Source organism: Varunaivibrio sulfuroxidans (genome assembly GCF_029318635.1).
GTDB classification, from domain to species: Bacteria; Pseudomonadota; Alphaproteobacteria; order Rhodospirillales; family Magnetovibrionaceae; genus Varunaivibrio; species Varunaivibrio sulfuroxidans.
The window spans coordinates 82,354-98,414 of the sequence record NZ_CP119676.1 but is presented as its reverse complement, the minus strand read 5'-3'; the positions used below and the strand labels follow the sequence as shown (position 1 = coordinate 98,414).

18 protein-coding genes and 2 tRNA genes are annotated in these 16,061 nt (G+C 58.4%); 7 read left to right on the top strand and 13 right to left on the bottom strand.

The window, feature by feature from the left end; all coding sequences use genetic code 11:
• Window positions 1–107: 107 nt before the first annotated feature.
• The 12 genes from P3M64_RS00450 to P3M64_RS00395 form a co-directional block, all read right to left on the bottom strand.
• Window positions 108–506 (bottom strand): thioredoxin family protein, encoded by a 399-nt coding sequence (locus tag P3M64_RS00450; protein WP_132940128.1) that lies wholly within the window; start codon window positions 504–506, stop codon window positions 108–110.
• 423 nt (window positions 507–929) lie between these two features.
• Window positions 930–1,005: transfer RNA gene (locus tag P3M64_RS00445), tRNA-Phe, on the bottom strand.
• A 105-nt stretch (window positions 1,006–1,110) separates the two neighbouring features.
• Window positions 1,111–1,260, bottom strand: a complete 150-nt coding sequence (locus P3M64_RS00440; protein ID WP_243644888.1) for a DNA gyrase inhibitor YacG — start codon at window positions 1,258–1,260, stop codon at window positions 1,111–1,113.
• 99 nt (window positions 1,261–1,359) lie between these two features.
• Window positions 1,360–2,829: a ribonuclease E/G gene (locus P3M64_RS00435; RefSeq protein WP_165886412.1), complete on the bottom strand. Its 1,470-nt coding sequence runs from the start codon at window positions 2,827–2,829 to the stop codon at window positions 1,360–1,362.
• Window positions 2,816–3,451, bottom strand: a complete 636-nt coding sequence (locus tag P3M64_RS00430) for a Maf family protein (RefSeq protein WP_132940130.1) — start codon at window positions 3,449–3,451, stop codon at window positions 2,816–2,818. Before P3M64_RS00430 ends, P3M64_RS00435 begins: the two co-directional genes overlap by 14 nt.
• 30 nt (window positions 3,452–3,481) lie before the next feature.
• Window positions 3,482–3,700, bottom strand: coding sequence for a translation initiation factor IF-1 (infA, locus tag P3M64_RS00425; RefSeq protein WP_132940144.1), 219 nt, complete (start codon window positions 3,698–3,700; stop codon window positions 3,482–3,484).
• Window positions 3,701–3,810: 110 nt separating this feature from the next.
• Window positions 3,811–4,254, bottom strand: coding sequence for an arsenate reductase ArsC (locus P3M64_RS00420; RefSeq protein ID WP_132940131.1), 444 nt, complete (start codon window positions 4,252–4,254; stop codon window positions 3,811–3,813).
• Window positions 4,254–4,736 (bottom strand): UPF0262 family protein, encoded by a 483-nt coding sequence (locus P3M64_RS00415; RefSeq protein ID WP_243644891.1) that lies wholly within the window; start codon window positions 4,734–4,736, stop codon window positions 4,254–4,256. The genes P3M64_RS00420 and P3M64_RS00415 overlap by 1 nt, the downstream gene beginning before the upstream one ends.
• A gap of 85 nt (window positions 4,737–4,821) precedes the next feature.
• The gene (gene hisD / locus P3M64_RS00410) at window positions 4,822–6,123 is read right to left on the bottom strand and encodes a histidinol dehydrogenase (protein WP_132940133.1); all 1,302 of its coding nucleotides are present in this window, start codon (window positions 6,121–6,123) and stop codon (window positions 4,822–4,824) included.
• Window positions 6,107–6,715, bottom strand: coding sequence for an ATP phosphoribosyltransferase (hisG, locus tag P3M64_RS00405; RefSeq protein ID WP_407702177.1), 609 nt, complete (start codon window positions 6,713–6,715; stop codon window positions 6,107–6,109). Before hisG ends, hisD begins: the two co-directional genes overlap by 17 nt.
• Before the next feature lie 137 nt (window positions 6,716–6,852).
• Entirely contained in the window at window positions 6,853–8,145 is a 1,293-nt protein-coding gene (murA, locus tag P3M64_RS00400; RefSeq protein WP_132940135.1) for a UDP-N-acetylglucosamine 1-carboxyvinyltransferase, read from the bottom strand.
• Window positions 8,146–8,318: 173 nt separating this feature from the next.
• Window positions 8,319–8,582 (bottom strand): hypothetical protein, encoded by a 264-nt coding sequence (locus P3M64_RS00395; protein ID WP_132940136.1) that lies wholly within the window; start codon window positions 8,580–8,582, stop codon window positions 8,319–8,321.
• 76 nt (window positions 8,583–8,658) lie between these two features.
• Here P3M64_RS00395 and P3M64_RS00390 point away from each other — a divergent pair.
• Together P3M64_RS00390 and P3M64_RS00385 are read left to right on the top strand one after the other, a co-directional pair.
• A tRNA-Thr gene (locus tag P3M64_RS00390) sits at window positions 8,659–8,733 on the top strand.
• Between the two features lie 171 nt (window positions 8,734–8,904).
• Complete coding sequence (locus P3M64_RS00385) at window positions 8,905–9,777, top strand: hypothetical protein (RefSeq protein WP_132940137.1); 873 nt, start codon at window positions 8,905–8,907, stop codon at window positions 9,775–9,777.
• A gap of 121 nt (window positions 9,778–9,898) precedes the next feature.
• Here P3M64_RS00385 and P3M64_RS00380 read toward each other — a convergent pair whose 3' ends face one another.
• The gene (locus P3M64_RS00380) at window positions 9,899–11,038 is read right to left on the bottom strand and encodes an IS30 family transposase (protein WP_276157038.1); all 1,140 of its coding nucleotides are present in this window, start codon (window positions 11,036–11,038) and stop codon (window positions 9,899–9,901) included.
• Window positions 11,039–11,285: 247 nt separating this feature from the next.
• Here P3M64_RS00380 and P3M64_RS00375 point away from each other — a divergent pair, with 247 nt between their 5' ends.
• The 5 genes from P3M64_RS00375 (at window position 11,286) to P3M64_RS00355 (ending at window position 15,871) form a co-directional block, all read left to right on the top strand.
• Complete coding sequence (locus P3M64_RS00375; RefSeq protein ID WP_132938922.1) at window positions 11,286–11,777, top strand: YchJ family protein; 492 nt, start codon at window positions 11,286–11,288, stop codon at window positions 11,775–11,777.
• Window positions 11,778–11,799: 22 nt separating this feature from the next.
• A complete protein-coding gene (locus tag P3M64_RS00370) occupies window positions 11,800–12,564 on the top strand; it encodes a YkgJ family cysteine cluster protein (RefSeq protein ID WP_132938923.1) in 765 nt (254 codons plus the stop codon).
• A gap of 156 nt (window positions 12,565–12,720) precedes the next feature.
• Complete coding sequence (locus tag P3M64_RS00365; protein ID WP_132938924.1) at window positions 12,721–14,199, top strand: SulP family inorganic anion transporter; 1,479 nt, start codon at window positions 12,721–12,723, stop codon at window positions 14,197–14,199.
• Window positions 14,200–14,226: 27 nt separating this feature from the next.
• A complete protein-coding gene (locus tag P3M64_RS00360) occupies window positions 14,227–15,072 on the top strand; it encodes a universal stress protein (RefSeq protein WP_165886295.1) in 846 nt (281 codons plus the stop codon).
• A 232-nt stretch (window positions 15,073–15,304) separates the two neighbouring features.
• Window positions 15,305–15,871, top strand: coding sequence for an HD domain-containing protein (locus P3M64_RS00355; protein ID WP_132938925.1), 567 nt, complete (start codon window positions 15,305–15,307; stop codon window positions 15,869–15,871).
• The last annotated feature ends 190 nt before the right edge of the window (window positions 15,872–16,061 follow it).

The window sequence follows — 16,061 nt, the reverse complement described above, 5'->3', positions numbered from 1 at the left end:
CTCTCCCCGAAAAGCCCAAAAGGCGGCCCGCCCCCGCACGTTCGGTATGCGGGGGACAATTTTACCGCCACTTAAGGTTACATGCGGATTACATGCGCCCGGGAATATTATGCGTCCTGATCTTGACCCGCGCCCGCCGCTTCCTGCGCCTGCGCCTCGGCGACCTTGGCGCGGACCTCTTCCATGTCCAGCGACGTCACCTGGCCGATCAACTCCTCCAGAGCCGATTCAGGCAAAGCGCCGGGTTGGCTGTACAGCAATATCTGTTCGCGAAAAATCGCCAATGTGGGGATTGAACGGATACCAAACTGAGAGGCCACCATCTGTTCCGCCTCGGTGTCGCACTTGGCGAACGTCACGGAGGGGTGTTTTTCGGAGGCCGCCTCGAAAACCGGGGCGAAAGATTTACAAGGACCACACCAACCGGCCCAGAAGTCGATCAGTAAAATATCATTGTCCTTAATCGTGCTTTCCAGGTTGCCCTGGGTGAGTTCGATGGTCGCCATAATTCTCTTCCAAACTGTGGAATCCCTTGCCACCAAGGGCTCCCGTTACAAACTGTACTTCGATCGCCCGGCGACATCGGGCTCGAAAATATCAAGCGGGACACCAAGACCAAGCAAACAAGCGGACATTCCGCCAAGTATTCATCTTTTTCTAATATATGAACTTTTCCATTCCGTGACCACCCCCCCCGACCAGCGACTGGACCGCCCTGGGCTCATCGGTCCCACGCCCGACCAACGTCTGCGCAAGGGGATGCGCGTTATTTAAAGTAAGGCAGGATAATGGGAGGGGTGACGCGCCATTGGGGCGATCTAGGGCCAGGACCTATTAATCTGATGAGTCTGGTTTGTGAAAAATTCCACAGGCCAAGAAACGGCGACACCGCGCACAAAGTTAAAGTATGTATAACGCATTGAAAATAATGGTGCCCAGGGGCGGATTCGAACCACCGACACGCGGATTTTCAGTCCGCTGCTCTACCAACTGAGCTACCTGGGCACGACCCGAAAAAGGGCGTCGGCGGGGAACGATCGGCCCCACCGGTTGGTAAGAAGGCGCTTATAAAAGATATCGTCCGGGCTGTCCAGCATCCAAAAAGGGAAATTAATTTTCTTGGGGTGAGAAATCGTCATCATCGACGGGCGCATCGGCGGGGACCCGGTATTCTTCGTTCAGCCAACGCCCCAGGTCCCGCATCCGACAACGTTCGGAACAGAAAGGCCGATGCGCCGTCACGGTTTTTGCGCCGCACATAGGACACCTCTGTGGACCCCTCTGCATTTTTCCGGGAGCATTTTCTCTCAGCGCGACAACATCGCCGCTAGATTTCTTTTTACGGTCAGTCATGTTTTTTCAACCCGATGTGAACACGGTTTCTTCGATTCGAAAGGCGTCTTTATTTTCGCCATCGACGACTTTCAATACAAGCGCGTGCCCCAGGCGCCCCTCCAATTCGCGTAGACCCGCAAGCAATCTTCCCCGCAAGGCATCAACGACCCCCCTGCGGGCGGAGACGGCGGGGATTTTTCCCGGATTTGCCCCAACGTAAGCGAGAACGCCATTGAGCGCCTCGATCGCCACCGTATCGTCGGACGGCGTACGGCCTTGCCCCACACGAGCGCGCCAAGGACCATAAAGAACATGCGAAAGCGGCGGCTGCGTTCGGCGGCGGGTGAGCTCCAGCAGGCCGGACGGCCCAAAGCCCAACACCTGCGGTTTTTTAGGGTCCGACTCCAGGGCGCGGATTAAGGTGTCGCGCACGTTCCGGCGGTCGGCCTTGGTTGACATTTTCAACATATCGATGACGATCAGGCCCGAAAGATTGCGCAATCTGATTTGCCGCGCCGCCTCATGGGCGGCCTCGATATTGATGCTCAGCGCATGATTTCGAGTATTTTTTGAGCCTTTCTGCGCCACCCGCGCACTGTCAACGTCGATCACGGTCAATGCGGCGGTTTCTTCGATCGTCAGTCGCCCGCCCGAAGGCAGCGCAACCCGCAGGGCGCAGGCATTGGCGACGCGTTCATCCAGGTCGAAGGTCTCGAACAGCGCGCAGGGACCGTCGTACCGTTCGATGACCGGGGCATCGCCTCGATAGCGCCGGGCGCACAATTGGTGCAAGATTTCACAAAGCGCGCCATCATCGCACACGATGCGCCGTATCTCGTGTGCGTCCAGGTCCTCCAATATTCCGGCAAAAGGCGGCGTGGGACGGTGCAATCGGCGCGGCGCCGGCTCTTTTTGCGCATCACGCAGAATCTCCGCCCAGCCTTTATGCAGGATTGCGAGGTCGGCGGATATTTGCGCCCCCGTGGCGTCGGACGCCTCGTCCCGCACGCTAACGCCGGGATCCTCGCCGCGCTCATCCCCCCCTTCGATCACCGCGCGCAGACGCGCGCGTTGTCCCTTGTTGGCGATGGCGGGTGAAAATGCAATTCCGGGACGACCGGGGGTCAAGGCCGTGAAGCGCCCTCTCAGGGACGGTCGCGCGGTCAATTTCGCGCCCTTACCATCGACCGGATCGCGCACCGCCTGAACGATCATTCGCTGCCCCTCGATCAAAGCGCCGTCGGGCGCGTTTCCTGCCCCCGGGCGCGTTTCCTTGAGGTCTAGATAACCCGCCTGCCCGGTTCCGATATCGACGAACGCCGCGTCGATCGCGGCGGCGATCTTGGTGACCCGGCCGACAAAAATTTCACCGCAAACGCTACGCGCCCCGAGCGGCCGGTCAATGTCGAGCTGGATCAGGCGCCCCCGTTCGTCGGCCAAAACGGTTCGGATTTCACCTAGGCGGGCATGGATGAAAACGTCATAGATCGGCATTGGAGCAGACCGCCTCACCCCCATGAAAATTGGGTACGACGCCGTGGTTTTTCAGCATGTTCGCTACCTCGAACAAGGCGAGGCCGACGACATTGGGGTACGAGCCGACGACCTTGCGCACAAACAGCGCGGCGCGCCCTTGAATGGCGTACCCGCCGGCCTTGCCGCGCCATTCGCCGCCGGCGAGATAGGCGTCGATTTCGCCCGGCTCCAGGGTCTTAAAGGCGACCGCGGTCGTTATTACTTTACTGGACATCCGCCCATCCGCCCCGATCACCGCGATACCGCCGACAACACGGTGACGTCGCCCCGACAAAAGATCTAGGAACCGTCGCGCCGCGACCTCGTCATCGGGTTTGCCCAAAATGCGCCGTCCGACGGCGACGGCGCTGTCGGCGCCCAGCACCACCGCGCCGGGATAGCGGGCGGCCACCGCGCGCGCCTTGGCTTCGGCCAGACGACGCGCCAGTTGATGGGGAAGTTCGCTCGCTTTCGCCGTTTCGTCAACGTCCGCCGGCGCGATATGCGCAGGCGTAATTCCGACCTGCCGAAGCAGTTCGACGCGCCGCGGGGATGCCGACGCCAGAACGAGCCGCGGGGCACCTGAACGGGGAACCGTCATCGCGCACCCTTCTCGATTAAAAGCTCATGATTACTTGAAGCGGAAGGTAATCCGCCCTTTCGTCAGGTCATAAGGGGTCATTTCCACGCTGACCTTGTCACCGGCCAAAACGCGGATACGGTGCTTACGCATTTTTCCTGCGGTATGCGCAAGAATCTCGTGGCCATTTTCGAGCATTACCCGAAACATGGCGTTGGGCAGCAACTCGGTCACCACACCTGAAAATTCTAGTACTTCTTCTTTCGCCATCATACTCTCGTTGTTGCCTGGGCTGGCGCAAATAAGTGGACGCCCACAGCCTTCAGGTCAAGTTTTTTCCATAAATTGTCCGTTATTCGCCCCTTATAAGGGAAAATAAATTAAATGTCGCCCATTGACCGGAGGGGAAAGCGTTCTTTGATCCGGGCCATCAACTCGTCGCGCACCTGACGAAAGGCTTCCAGGCGCGCTTCGCGTGTTCCCTCGACCACGGAAGGATCGAAGGTATTCCAAAATTCCACTTCACAGGCCATCACACGCGTCATATCGACGGCCCTGTGCTGGGCCTCGGGCGACAACGAAATGACCAGGTCGAAGTACGAATCTTCCAGTTGGTCAAATGTCTTACAGACATGAGCGCTGATATCGATGCCGACCTCTTCCATAACGGCGACGGCGAAGCCGTCGATTTCACGCCCGCGCACACCGACCGAATCCACATAGATGCGCTGTCCATGGAGCATTTTGAGAATACTTTCCGCCATCGGCGAGCGAATCGAATTTGCCGTGCACGCGAACAAGACGGCGCTGGGCTGATCCATCATCAATCTCGCACCCGCACGTGCATGACGCAAATAAGGGTATACAGCCTGCGCGCCGTGTTGGGATCTAATTCGACCTTGCCTTGAAGCCGTTCGCGCAGCAGTTCGGCGCCATCGTTGTGTAGTCCGCGTCGTCCCATGTCGATGGCTTCGATCTGCGAAGGACTTGCGCTTTTAATAGCCTTAAAGTAGCTGTCGCAAACCATGAAGTATTCGCGAATGATCGAACGGAACGGCGACAGCGCCAAGGTAAAGCGGATCAACGCCTGATCGTGCAGGTCGCGCACATCGAAGGCGAGGCGGTTGTCTTCGATCGACAGATGCAAATTATAGGGTCCCTCGATATCACCCTTCGGTTTAAAATGGTTGGCTTCCAGAAGATCGTAAATCGCCACCTTGCGTTCGTGTTCGACCTGCGGGCTGCGGCTGATGACCGAGCGCTCGTCGAGGAAGATACCGGCAATATAGTGTGCGTCATCCGGCATCGGAACCATCGTTTCCTCATCATCGCCAGGAGACCGAAACGGCGGTCGAGAACCACGCTTGCGGGTTTCGTCCCTAACGTTTTCGTCAGGTCCTGGGCATGTTTAATCTGAGTGCGACGGAAAGACCGTGGGCGTCCAACCCCTCGGCCTTGGCCAAACGCACCGCGGAAGGACCGATTTTATTTAGCCCCGCCGCGTCGCACGCAATAATGGAGCTTCTCTTGAGAAAATCCAAGACCCCAAGTCCCGAAGAAAACCGCGCGCTTCTGGCGGTCGGCAATACGTGGTTCGGGCCGCCGACATAATCGCCGATCGCCTCGGGGGTGTAGCGTCCCATGAAAATCGCCCCGGCATTGGTGAAGGTGCCCGCCATGGCGTCCGGATCGGCGAGCGCCAGTTCGACGTGCTCCGCCGCGATGCGATCGATGATCGGTCCCGCCGCGAACAGGTCGTCCACCGTGATGATGACACCGAAATCGCACCAGCTTTGCCGAGCGATATCCGCCCGGGGCAAGGTTTCCAGGCGTTTCTCGACCGCCCGCGCCACGGCGTCGGCAAAGGCGGTATCATCGGTCAATAAAATAGACTGGGCGGCGGTGTCGTGTTCGGCCTGGCTGAGAAGGTCGGCGGCGATCCAGTCTGGATCGTTGTCGCCGTCGGCGATCACCAGGATTTCCGATGGCCCGGCGATCATGTCGATGCCCACGGTTCCGAACACCTGTTTTTTCGCCGCCGCGACAAAGGCGTTGCCCGGCCCCACAATCTTGTCCACCGGAGCAATGCTCCGAGTGCCATAAGCCAGCGCCCCGATCGCCTGCGCGCCACCGATGCGATAGACCTCGTCCACTCCGGCAAGGTGGGCCGCCGCCAACACCAGCGGGTTGACGACGCCGTCCGGGGTCGGCACCACCATCACCAGGCGCCCTACCCCGGCAACCTTAGCCGGAATGGCGTTCATCAACACCGATGACGGATAAGCCGCCGTGCCGCCCGGCACATACAACCCGGCGGCATGCACCGGGGTCCAGCGGTAGCCCAGGCGAACGCCGCTATCATCGACGTAATCGAGGTCGTCCGGAACCTGCTTGGCGTGAAACGCGTTGATGCGGTCCGCCGCTAAAACCAGGGCGTCCAAGGTTTCCCGATCGATACCGTCGGCGGCGCGCGCCAGTTGATCCTTGCCGATCGCCATGCTTTCGGCGTTGAGGGCGATGCGATCGAACCGTTCGGTGTATTCAAGCACAGCCGCATCGCCGCGCGCGCGCACATCGGCTAAAATCGCCGCCACCGTCTGATTGACGTCGATACTATCCTCGCGTTTGGAGACCAGCATTTTGGCGAAGGCGGCCTCGAATGCCGCATCGTGGGCGTTAAGACGCATGGGCATTGACGGCCTCCCTGAAACGATCGATCCAACCGCCGATTTCGCCGGGGCGGGTTTTCCACGCCGTCCGGTTAACCGCCAGCTTGGACGTGATTTCGGCGATTTTCTCGATTTCCACCAAGCCGTTGGCCCTTAGGGTCGCGCCCGAGGACACCAGATCGACGATACGCTGACACAGCCCCAAGGTGGGCGCCAGTTCCATCGCGCCGTTGAGTTTAATGCATTCGGCCTGCACCCCCCGCTTGGCGAAGTGGCGCTTGGTGATCTCGGGGTATTTCGTCGCCACGCGAACGTGACTCCACGTCCGCGGATCGTCCTCGCCGCGCAGAGCCTCCGGTTCGGCGATGGACATCCGACAGTGGCCGATGTTCAGATCAAGCGGCGCGTAGATTTCCGAACTGTCGAATTCCATCAGCACATCGCCCCCGGCGACACCCAGGTGCGCCGCCCCAAAGGCGACGAAGGTGGCGACGTCGAAACTGCGCACGCGAATAATTTCGATATGGGGATGGTTGGTGGCGAAACGCAGTTGACGCGCGTCTTTATCGTCGAAAGCGGCTTCCGGTTCGATGCCCGCGGCGCGCACCAACGGCATCACTTCTTTCAGGATGCGCCCCTTGGGCAACGCTAAAACCAATATTTCTTTATCGTTCACAGTTGCCTCGCTCACCAGTGCTTGGCGGCATACATACCGGGTTTTATCCCTTTACGCCAGCGCTCAGCGCCCATCTTTCAGCCTTTGATCCGTTCGATGACGGCGCCGCAGGCGGATAACTTTTCCTCCAGGCGTTCGTAACCGCGATCAAGATGATAGACTCGGTTGACGACGGTCTCCCCTTCGGCCACCAGACCTGCCAAAATCAGCGACACCGAGGCGCGCAGATCGGTCGCCATCACCGGGGCGGCGCTAAGCCGTTCGACCCCGCGCACAATCGCCGACGATCCGTGAACATTGATATTCGCCCCCATGCGGACCAGTTCGGGAACATGCATGAAGCGGTTTTCGAAGATCGTTTCGGTGATCATCGACGCTCCCCCGGCGACCGACGCCAAGACCATGAACTGGGCCTGCATGTCGGTGGGAAACCCGGGATACGGTTCGGTCATGACGTCGAAACCTTTGAGCGGACCCTGGGTGCGGCGCACGCGGATTCGGGCGGCGGCCTCGTCCACGTCAACCTCGGCTCCGGCCAAACGCAAAACGTCGATTACCGACCCGATCAGATCGGCGCGCGCACCCTTCAAGACCACGTCGCCGCCGGTGATCGCCGCGGCCACGGCATAGGTCCCCGTCTCGATGCGATCGGGAACCACCGCGTGATCCGCCCCGTGCAAGCTTTTTGCACCGCGGATCGTCAGGGTATCGGTGCCGATGCCCTCGATATCCGCCCCCATGGCGACAAGACAGCGGGCGAGATCGGCGACCTCGGGCTCGCGCGCGGCGTTGGACAATACCGTCTCGCCCTCGGCCAGGGAGGCGGCCATCAGCAGATTTTCGGTGCCCCCCACCGTGACCTGGGGAAACAACACGTGCGCCCCTTTCAAGCCGCCCGGAGCCCTAGCGTCGATATAGCCTTCGTGGAGATCGATCTCGGCGCCTAACTGAGTCAGCGCCTTCAGGTGCAGATCGACCGGGCGGGTGCCGATGGCGCAGCCTCCCGGCAACGATACTCGGGCCTCGCCGAAACGCGCCAACAACGGCCCCAAGACCAGGATCGAGGCGCGCATCTTGCGCACCAGGTCGTACGGCGCGGTGGTTTTATCGACCGACGATGCATCCAAGGCGAACACCCGCCCGGCATGGCCGCCGTCCGGGGCGTCGCCATTCATCGACAACGTGCAACCCAATTCGCTCAACAGGTGGGCCATCGTCGAAATATCCGCCAGGTGCGGCAGATTGGACAGGTTCAGGGGCTCCGCGCTCAACAGGCTGGCCGCCATCAGGGGTAAAGCGGCGTTCTTCGCGCCGCCGATCGCGATCGCGCCGTGAAGCGGAACGCCGCCATGAATGTGAATGCTATCCATAAAAATCCTAGTGACTCTAAAAATTGCGCATCGTGCGCCACGCGCCGGGGCGACGATGGCGGGCCCGAGCGCCTAACTCGACATCGTTGATGGGGTTTTAGTGGATCGCCCCGCGAGCCTCAAGAACTTATGGAAATTCGGGTAAGAATCCACCCACGACGCATTCGCCGACATCATTCCTCACCGGAGGCGGCATCGTCCTTTGGCGATGGTGCGTTTTGTTCGGCGCGCGCCTGGGTCCGCCCCTTGCGGCGGCGCAGGTTGGCCCGCAATGCCGCGCCCAGGCGGGCGTCACGTTCACTTTTACGCTCGGCTCCAACCTTGGACAAACGCGGGGACGCCTGAGCATTCCCCTTGGCCTTCGTCGGCTCGGCGGTCATCATCGTATCCTTTAAAGCGCCCTCGGCGGGCCAGAATAAAGGGTACATGGTGGACATTCAAATTTTTCCCGTCAAGGGTGCTTGCCAAGTTCAAATCGGTATGGCATGTTGCCGCCGCTTTCACATACCCGTTGCCGCCGTAGCTCAGGGGTAGAGCGCACCCTTGGTAAGGGTGAGGCCGTAAGTTCGATTCTTACCGGCGGCACCATTTCTCTTTCTTGAAAAATCAAGACGTTACGGCTTGCCTCAGAGCGTGCATTTCGGCGTTTTAGGCCGAGTTTCGTACCATATTTCGTACCAGAATTTCTGAGCCTTCCTCACTGGCCAATTTACATGTCCCTTGAGCCGTATATGATCCGGTCAAGGAGGCACTCTTATTATGAGAATTGGGATCGACCGCAACAATCATGCTGTCTATGAGGGCGAAAGTTATTACGGGCGTGCCTTATGGCCAGCGCCTGTGTTAACGCCAGCGAAAATCCTCTTTCCGTCGGAAGGACCAATCAAAGCCCCATCAGATTATGAGCCGACATTTGGTGAGTTTATGTTTCGGGAGGACTCATTCGATCCCGTGGCAGGCATCCGGCGCGGAAGGTTCTATGAAAACGTAGGCCCTCAACCCCGAGAGTGGCACGTCACTGATATGATTGGGTCAGGACTCAAAACATTTCCAGAGAGTCTGCTGACATACGAAGGCAACCCGATTTACCACAAATACTTCCATGAAAAAGACGAGCAACCGATTGTCTGTCTGGGATTTGGAGATCGCTTCACAATCTGGACGATTATCAATATCGAGGCCACGTCTACCTGCGAAGACCTGGTCACTTTGAAAGCACGACGGGGCCTGGGTGTCTTACCAGACCTCGACAAAGAGAAAATCCCAGATTCACACCGGAATGCGGTTCTGGAATCTCTGGAAGGGTTTGTGGATGAAGTACACAGATCCTCTCCGATATCCGTGATCGACCGAGCAAGGGATGCGATCAGTCAAATTCTGCTGGCTTTCTTCAACACTTCGCCGGAAAAAGCTCAGGATCTTGGAAAAATGATCACGGTCCTCAAAGACAAATACCCGGAGAAGGTCATTGCGATCAGTTCAGCCGATATTGTTCGGCGCCTCCATGCTCGCGCCAAACCCTCAGAAAAGATGAAACGTGATTTAAGAGTAGTCCGCGAACAGGATGCTGAGTTTGCCACGCAATGTGTTGGCACTGTTTTGTGTGAATTGGGGTGGGCAGAGTGGGGATAATACCCACTCTCGAAACACACCTCACATTAATTTTGGATACCCGGTAAATATATTTCGATTCCAAGCCCATCAGGGCCCAAATGGTAATACTCCCCTTTTTAGGGGCGATGGATTCAATTGGTCACAGCAACACCGTGTCGAGTCTATGAGCTGGCGTTTCGAAGTCCAATGTTTTTCTTGGGCGACTGTTAAGTTTTTCAGCAACTCTATTGAGGTCGCGCTGTGAATATCCTGACAAGCAATGTCCCTTGGGAAAATATTGCCGCAGCAATCCATTCGTATTCTCGTTTGTTCCTCGCTGCCAAGGGCTGCTTGGATCACAAAAATATACGTCCATGTTCGTTGCCATTGAGAACTTTCGGTGTGCGGCTAATTCTGTGCCCCGATCCCAAGTTAGACTTTGCCTCAAAAGGTTCGGTAGTTTTTTCATTTGCTTCGATAACGCGGTCACAACGGTCTCCGTGTCTTTTCCATCGACTTTCACCAAGACTGTAAACCTCGATTGGCGTTCCACAACCGTCGCAATGTAACTGTTCTTTGAACCGCAGATGAGATCGCCTTCCCAATGCCCAGGAACGGCCCGATCTTCGATTAAGGCCGGTCGTTCACTGATCGAAACACCGCCAACAATCGCTCCCCTGGAGGCCACTTTATGGTTTTTAGAATGCCTGAACTTGCGTTTGGTTCTCAGGTGGTTTCGCATTTCCTTTCGAAATAAACCACGCGTTTGTATAAACAAACTTTTGTAAATTGTTTCGGGGGACACGCGTAAACTTTCATCGTCTGGATATGTCAGTTTTAGCCAACCCGATATTTGTTCAGGTGACCAATTTTCAGACACTTTACGCGTAACCAGTCCTTTTAAGAGGATGTTTTTAGCAAGAAGGCATGGCTTTGGCCGTTTAGATCGTTGCCAAGCGGCCTTATCGGCATCTGCGGCTCTATATCGAAGGCGTCCTCCATTCTTCTTGATCTCCCGGCAGACAGTAGAGGCACTTCGACCCAGAAAGCTGGCAATCGATCGAATACTTTGACCCGTCACCACGCCTCTCGATATTTCTTCGCGCTCGCCCAAAGATAAAGACCTCGTGGATCGTATTCGATGACGAAGCTGGATCCCGCCGTGGTAGCGTAAATATGAGAATACCGTTGCTGGAGGTTTTTCAATGGCTCGGGCAATCTGAATCATGGGAATCCCATTTTCCCATTCATCCCAAATAACCGCCTTCTTTTGATCGTTCATAGGGGGTGGCTTTTGCATATACCGTAATCCTCATTATCTATAAGGCGTTCAGAGTATGTTGCATCGACCAATTGAATCCATCACATCTAATTTCGGGGAGTATTACCGTAACCGGGTGCTCGAAGCTTTTGCGCCCGATGGGGGCGCGACCTCGCTCAACGCCCCTCTTCTCTGCACCCAAGCGCTAAAGCGACTGGTTTGATATCACGTGAGAGGCTAAATTGGGGCGCGACCCGTTCGCCCATAACCGAAAGAGACTGTTGCGATGACCACGACAAAATGCCCTTGCGGCTCCGGGATCCTCATGAGGGACTGTTGCGGCGCAATCCTGGACGGGCGCACAAAGGCCGAAACGGCCGAAGCGATGATGCGCGCCCGGTACACCGCGCACGTCGTGGGCGATTTCGATTTCGTCGCCAACACCCACGCCGCCGAAGTTAAAAAGACCTACAACAAATCGGCCGCGCAGGCGCAGGCCGAAACGATGCAATGGGTCGGGCTGGAAATCATGGAAACGGTGGAAGGAGGCGCCGGCGACGATGAGGGCGTTGTCACATTCGGGGCGCGGTTCATGCAGGACGGCGTTTTGAACATGCACCGCGAACGCTCCAACTTCCGCCGCGAAAATGGTGTGTGGGTTTACGTCGATGGCAAGATCAACCCTCAAATCGAACCGCGAAGGATCGAAAAAGTCGGGCGTAACGCCCCCTGCCCCTGCGGCTCGGGGAAAAAATACAAGAAGTGCTGTGGCGCATAATACGCAAAGGTAAAGGTTGATCATGGAGCGCCGTTTCGAATGCACGGCTTGCGGAAAGTGTTGTTATGGATGGCTTCCCTTATCGATCGATGACGCGCTGGGCCACGCCGACCGCTTTCCTTTGTTTTTACAGTGGACTCCCGTGCGTCAAGGTGGAAAATCCTATGACCTAGCGGTCGAATTGGGCCTAACCATCAAGCTCAAGAACCGCAAACGCGCCGCCGTCCGGATCGAGCCGATATCCTATGTGCCCCCGGACATGCCGTGCCCCGCGTTGCGCAAGGATGGCCTGTGCGCCGTTCATGACGCCAAACCTCGGCGATGTCGCGCCATGCCGCTTTCGGGCGGCCGCGCGGAGAACGACCAGGACGATCTACTCATCCCCAAGGCCGACTGGGCTTGTAACACCACAAGCACCGCTCCCGTGGTTTATCGCGACAAAAAAATCGTAACGCGCGAAGCGTTCGAGCTTGAACGCAAGCAACTCATGGCCGATGCGGATGTACTCAAGCCGTTTGCCGAATTGATGCTCGACAGCATTCCCAGCTTACGTTTGGATTTGACAAAGCTCGCGCAACGTCCCCACGGGGGATGCATGATCCTGAGCTTCTCGACCTTGGTTCCGCGCCTAGCCTACGTCGATATTTATGCGCTGGCCGCCAAACAACTTCCGGTAATGGCGTCTTTCGCCAAATTAACCTCCGAAACCCCAAAGCACGCAGACGAGCATCGGCGTTACACCGCGAGCGCGGGAGAATGGCGGCGCATCTTAGATGGCGCGCCCTAGGGTCAGGACCTATTCATCTGAAACTGAAGGCGTCGTTTTGGTGTTCGTTCCAAGGAATAGGGTGACCTCGGGCGCGATATCGGCTACATCTGCGCCTTTGTTCGCCGTCGCCTCGTTTCGCGCGGCGTTTTGGCGCGCCCTCGTTCTGGAAAATGCATGCTCTCTTCTTTAAAGCGCGACTGGTTCGGCAACATTCGCGGCGATCTTTTGGCCGGGATCGTTGTCGCGCTGGCGCTGATCCCCGAGGCGATCGCGTTTTCCATCATCGCCGGGGTCGATCCCAAAATCGGACTATACGCATCGTTTTGCATCGCCGTGGTCACGGCTTTTTTAGGGGGACGGCCAGGGATGATTTCCGCCGCCACCGGGTCGATGGCGCTGTTGATGGTGACCCTGGTGCGCGACCACGGCCTGCAATATCTTCTGGCGGCCACCGTGCTGACCGGCGTGTTGCAGATCGGCGCCGGGTATTTGAGGCTGGGATCGTTGATGCGTTTCGTCTCGCGGTCGGTGGTCACCGGCTTCGTCAACGCCCTGGCGATCTTGATTTTCATGGCCCAATTGCCGCAATTGACCGGCGTGACTTGGCACGTTTACGCCATGACCGCGGGCGGGCTTGGGATCATTTACCTGTTTCCCTACATTACCCGGGCGATCCCCTCGCCGCTGGTGACGATTATCGCCCTCACCGCGATTTCCTTAGGACTGGGTCTGCACATTCCTACCGTGGGGGACATGGGCAAGCTGCCCGACACCCTGCCGTTCTTCCTATGGCCCGCGGTGCCGCTGAATTTCGAGACCCTGACGATCATCTTCCCTTACGCCATATCGCTGGCGGCGGTGGGTCTTTTGGAATCCTTGATGACGGCGACCATCGTCGACGACCTGACCGACACCCCAAGCGATAAAAACCGCGAGTGCAAGGGCCAGGGCGCGGCCAACATCGCCACTGGATTTCTGGGCGGCATGGCCGGGTGCGCGATGATCGGCCAGTCGGTGATCAACGTCAAATCGGGCGGGCGGGCGCGCCTTTCCACCCTGGCGGCGGGGATATTCCTGTTGATCATGGTGGTCTTTTTGGACCGTTGGGTGGCGCGCATTCCGATGGCGGCGCTGGTCGCCGTGATGATCATGGTGTCGATCGGCACGTTCAGTTGGGAGTCCCTGCGCAATCTAAAGAAACACCCCCTGGGCACCAACATCGTGATGATCGCCACGGTCGTCGTCGTCGTCGCCACGCACAATCTGGCGTACGGCGTTTTCGTCGGCGTGCTGCTGGCGGCGCTGTTCTTCGCCAACAAGGTCGCCCGGTTTAAGTACGTTTCCTCGGAACTAAGCGACGACGGCGCGGTGCGCACCTATCGCGTGGTCGGCCAGGTATTTTTCGCCTCGGCCGACAAGTTCATCGAGTTTTTCGATTTCAAGGAGGCGCTGGACAAGGTTGTCATCGACCTGTGCAACGCGCATTTTTGGGACATCACCGCCGTCTCGGCGCTGGACAAGGTGGTCTTGAAGTTTCGCCGCGAGGGGACCGTGGTCGAACTTCTGGGCATGAACGCGGCGAGCGCCACCATCGTCGATCGCTTCGCCGTTCACGACAAGCCCGACGCCATAGATAAATTGATGGGGCACTAAAACTTCGATCCGACGTTAAGGAACATAATGATGAGCCAAGTCATCGCCTGTATCGACGGCACCAACGTATCGACCGCCGTGTGCGATTACGCCGCCTGGGCCAGCCTGCGTCTGGACGCGCCGTTGCAATTTTTGCACGTGTTGGAAAAAGCCCTGTACCCCGCCGCCAGCGACCTGAGCGGCAACATCGGCCTGGGCAGCCGCGAGACCCTTTTGCACGAACTGGCCGCCCTGGACGAAAAACGCGGCAAGATCGCCCTGGAGCAAGGCAAAAACATGCTGAAAGCGGCCCGCGAACGCGCGATCGCCGACGGCGTCCCCGCCCCCACCAGTCGGCAGCGCCATGGCAGTCTACTGGAGACCCTGGCCGATATCGCCGACGACATTCGCCTTTTGGTGCTGGGCAAGCATGACGAACACCTGGGCGATCACATCGGCAGCCGCCTGGAGAACGTGGTGCGCACCCAGCATCGCCCGACGCTGATTACTCCCGCCGTGTTCAAGACGCCGCGCCGGGTGATGTTGGCCTTCGACCGCAGTTCCGCCACCCGCAAGGGGATCGAAACCGTCGCCGCCAGCCCCCTGCTGCGCGGCCTGCCTTGCCACGTGGTCATGGTCGGCGACGATAACGCGGCCAACCGCGAACACCTGGATTGGGCGCGAGCGACATTGCAAGCGGCGGGCTTCGACACGCCCACCGCCCTGATCCCCGGCGAGGTCGAACAGACGCTGTGCGATTATCGCGCCCGGCACGACATCGACATGCTGATCATGGGCGCTTACGGCCATTCCGTTGTGCGCCGCTTTTTCGTCGGCAGCACCACCACCGCCGTCATTCGCGACGCCCAGGTCCCCGTGCTGCTGCTGCGCTGAGGGGCGTCAAAATAGCCTCAAAATAGCCAGAGCGCTCCTTGACCTCCTCGCTCTTATTGGTGTGTTCGTGACGGCATTCTTGGTACTGTCGTTGGCGATGGCCTTTGGGGTCGGAACCTATTAAAAGATGACGGTCCCTATCCATAGCCCCGCCCCGCCCTGTCGGCGGCTTGCGTGGCCACCGCCCACCCCGAAGTCGTTGCAACCGAATATGAAGGGAGTGCAGAAAATAATGGAACTCACTGAAAAATTCGAAGATGCCCTATCCATGGCCGCGCGACTTCATGGCGATCAGAAACGCAAGGGCACCGACATTCCCTATCTGTCTCACCTGATGGCCGTCGCCGCGATTGTCCTGGAAAATGGCGGTGACGAAAACGAGGCCATCGCCGCCCTCCTCCACGATGCCGTGGAGGATCAGGGCGGCGCGCCCGTCCTCGTGCGGATACGCGAACGTTTCGGCGACGACGTCGCCGACATCGTGGCGTCCTGTTCGGATACCGATGTGACCCCCAAACCGCCATGGCGGGAGCGCAAACAGGCCTACATCGACACCATCGCGCGCAAATCACCCTCGGCGCGCCTGGTATCTCTGGCCGACAAACTGCACAATATCCACACCATCGACAGAGATTACCGCCGGCATGGCGAGGCCCTGTGGAAACGCTTTAACGCCGGAAAAGAAGAGCAACTTTGGTACTATCGCGGCCTCGCCAAGGCCTTCATGGCGCGGGGCGACGACCCGCTCGCCCGTGAACTCGACAATGCCGTGAGGACGTTGGAGAAACTTTGCGCCTGACGCGCACGAGGTGAATTTTTGCCACCTCCCCGCCCAGGGGGAAACAATTTCACCGCTCCAAGGCGGCGCAATCCGCGCCGGGGCGCATGCGCGCAGGCGCAGGCGGTATATTCCTTCCGGCGGTGTGTCACTCGTCGGTGGGGCCGATCCACATGCAAAGCTATATGGACGGAAAAATCAGCCCGGCATG

Bases quoted from the DNA above. Each gene is read 5' to 3' on its own strand.
- P3M64_RS00450 (WP_132940128.1), bottom strand. From the start codon at position 506: ATGGCGACCATCGAACTCACCCAGGGCAACCTGGAAAGCACGATTAAG.
- P3M64_RS00440 (WP_243644888.1), bottom strand. From the start codon at position 1,260: ATGTGCGGCGCAAAAACCGTGACGGCGCATCGGCCTTTCTGTTCCGAA.
- P3M64_RS00435 (WP_165886412.1), bottom strand. From the start codon at position 2,829: ATGCCGATCTATGACGTTTTCATCCATGCCCGCCTAGGTGAAATCCGA.
- P3M64_RS00430 (WP_132940130.1), bottom strand. From the start codon at position 3,451: ATGACGGTTCCCCGTTCAGGTGCCCCGCGGCTCGTTCTGGCGTCGGCA.
- infA (WP_132940144.1), bottom strand. From the start codon at position 3,700: ATGGCGAAAGAAGAAGTACTAGAATTTTCAGGTGTGGTGACCGAGTTG.
- P3M64_RS00420 (WP_132940131.1), bottom strand. From the start codon at position 4,254: ATGATGGATCAGCCCAGCGCCGTCTTGTTCGCGTGCACGGCAAATTCG.
- P3M64_RS00415 (WP_243644891.1), bottom strand. From the start codon at position 4,736: ATGCCGGATGACGCACACTATATTGCCGGTATCTTCCTCGACGAGCGC.
- hisD (WP_132940133.1), bottom strand. From the start codon at position 6,123: ATGCCCATGCGTCTTAACGCCCACGATGCGGCATTCGAGGCCGCCTTC.
- hisG (WP_407702177.1), bottom strand. From the start codon at position 6,715: ATGCCGTTGGTGCGCGCCGCGGGCATCGAACCGGAAGCCGCTTTCGAC.
- murA (WP_132940135.1), bottom strand. From the start codon at position 8,145: ATGGATAGCATTCACATTCATGGCGGCGTTCCGCTTCACGGCGCGATC.
- P3M64_RS00395 (WP_132940136.1), bottom strand. From the start codon at position 8,582: ATGTCCACCATGTACCCTTTATTCTGGCCCGCCGAGGGCGCTTTAAAG.
- P3M64_RS00385 (WP_132940137.1), top strand. From the start codon at position 8,905: ATGAGAATTGGGATCGACCGCAACAATCATGCTGTCTATGAGGGCGAA.
- P3M64_RS00380 (WP_276157038.1), bottom strand. From the start codon at position 11,038: ATGCAAAAGCCACCCCCTATGAACGATCAAAAGAAGGCGGTTATTTGG.
- P3M64_RS00375 (WP_132938922.1), top strand. From the start codon at position 11,286: ATGACCACGACAAAATGCCCTTGCGGCTCCGGGATCCTCATGAGGGAC.
- P3M64_RS00370 (WP_132938923.1), top strand. From the start codon at position 11,800: ATGGAGCGCCGTTTCGAATGCACGGCTTGCGGAAAGTGTTGTTATGGA.
- P3M64_RS00365 (WP_132938924.1), top strand. From the start codon at position 12,721: ATGCTCTCTTCTTTAAAGCGCGACTGGTTCGGCAACATTCGCGGCGAT.
- P3M64_RS00360 (WP_165886295.1), top strand. From the start codon at position 14,227: ATGATGAGCCAAGTCATCGCCTGTATCGACGGCACCAACGTATCGACC.
- P3M64_RS00355 (WP_132938925.1), top strand. From the start codon at position 15,305: ATGGAACTCACTGAAAAATTCGAAGATGCCCTATCCATGGCCGCGCGA.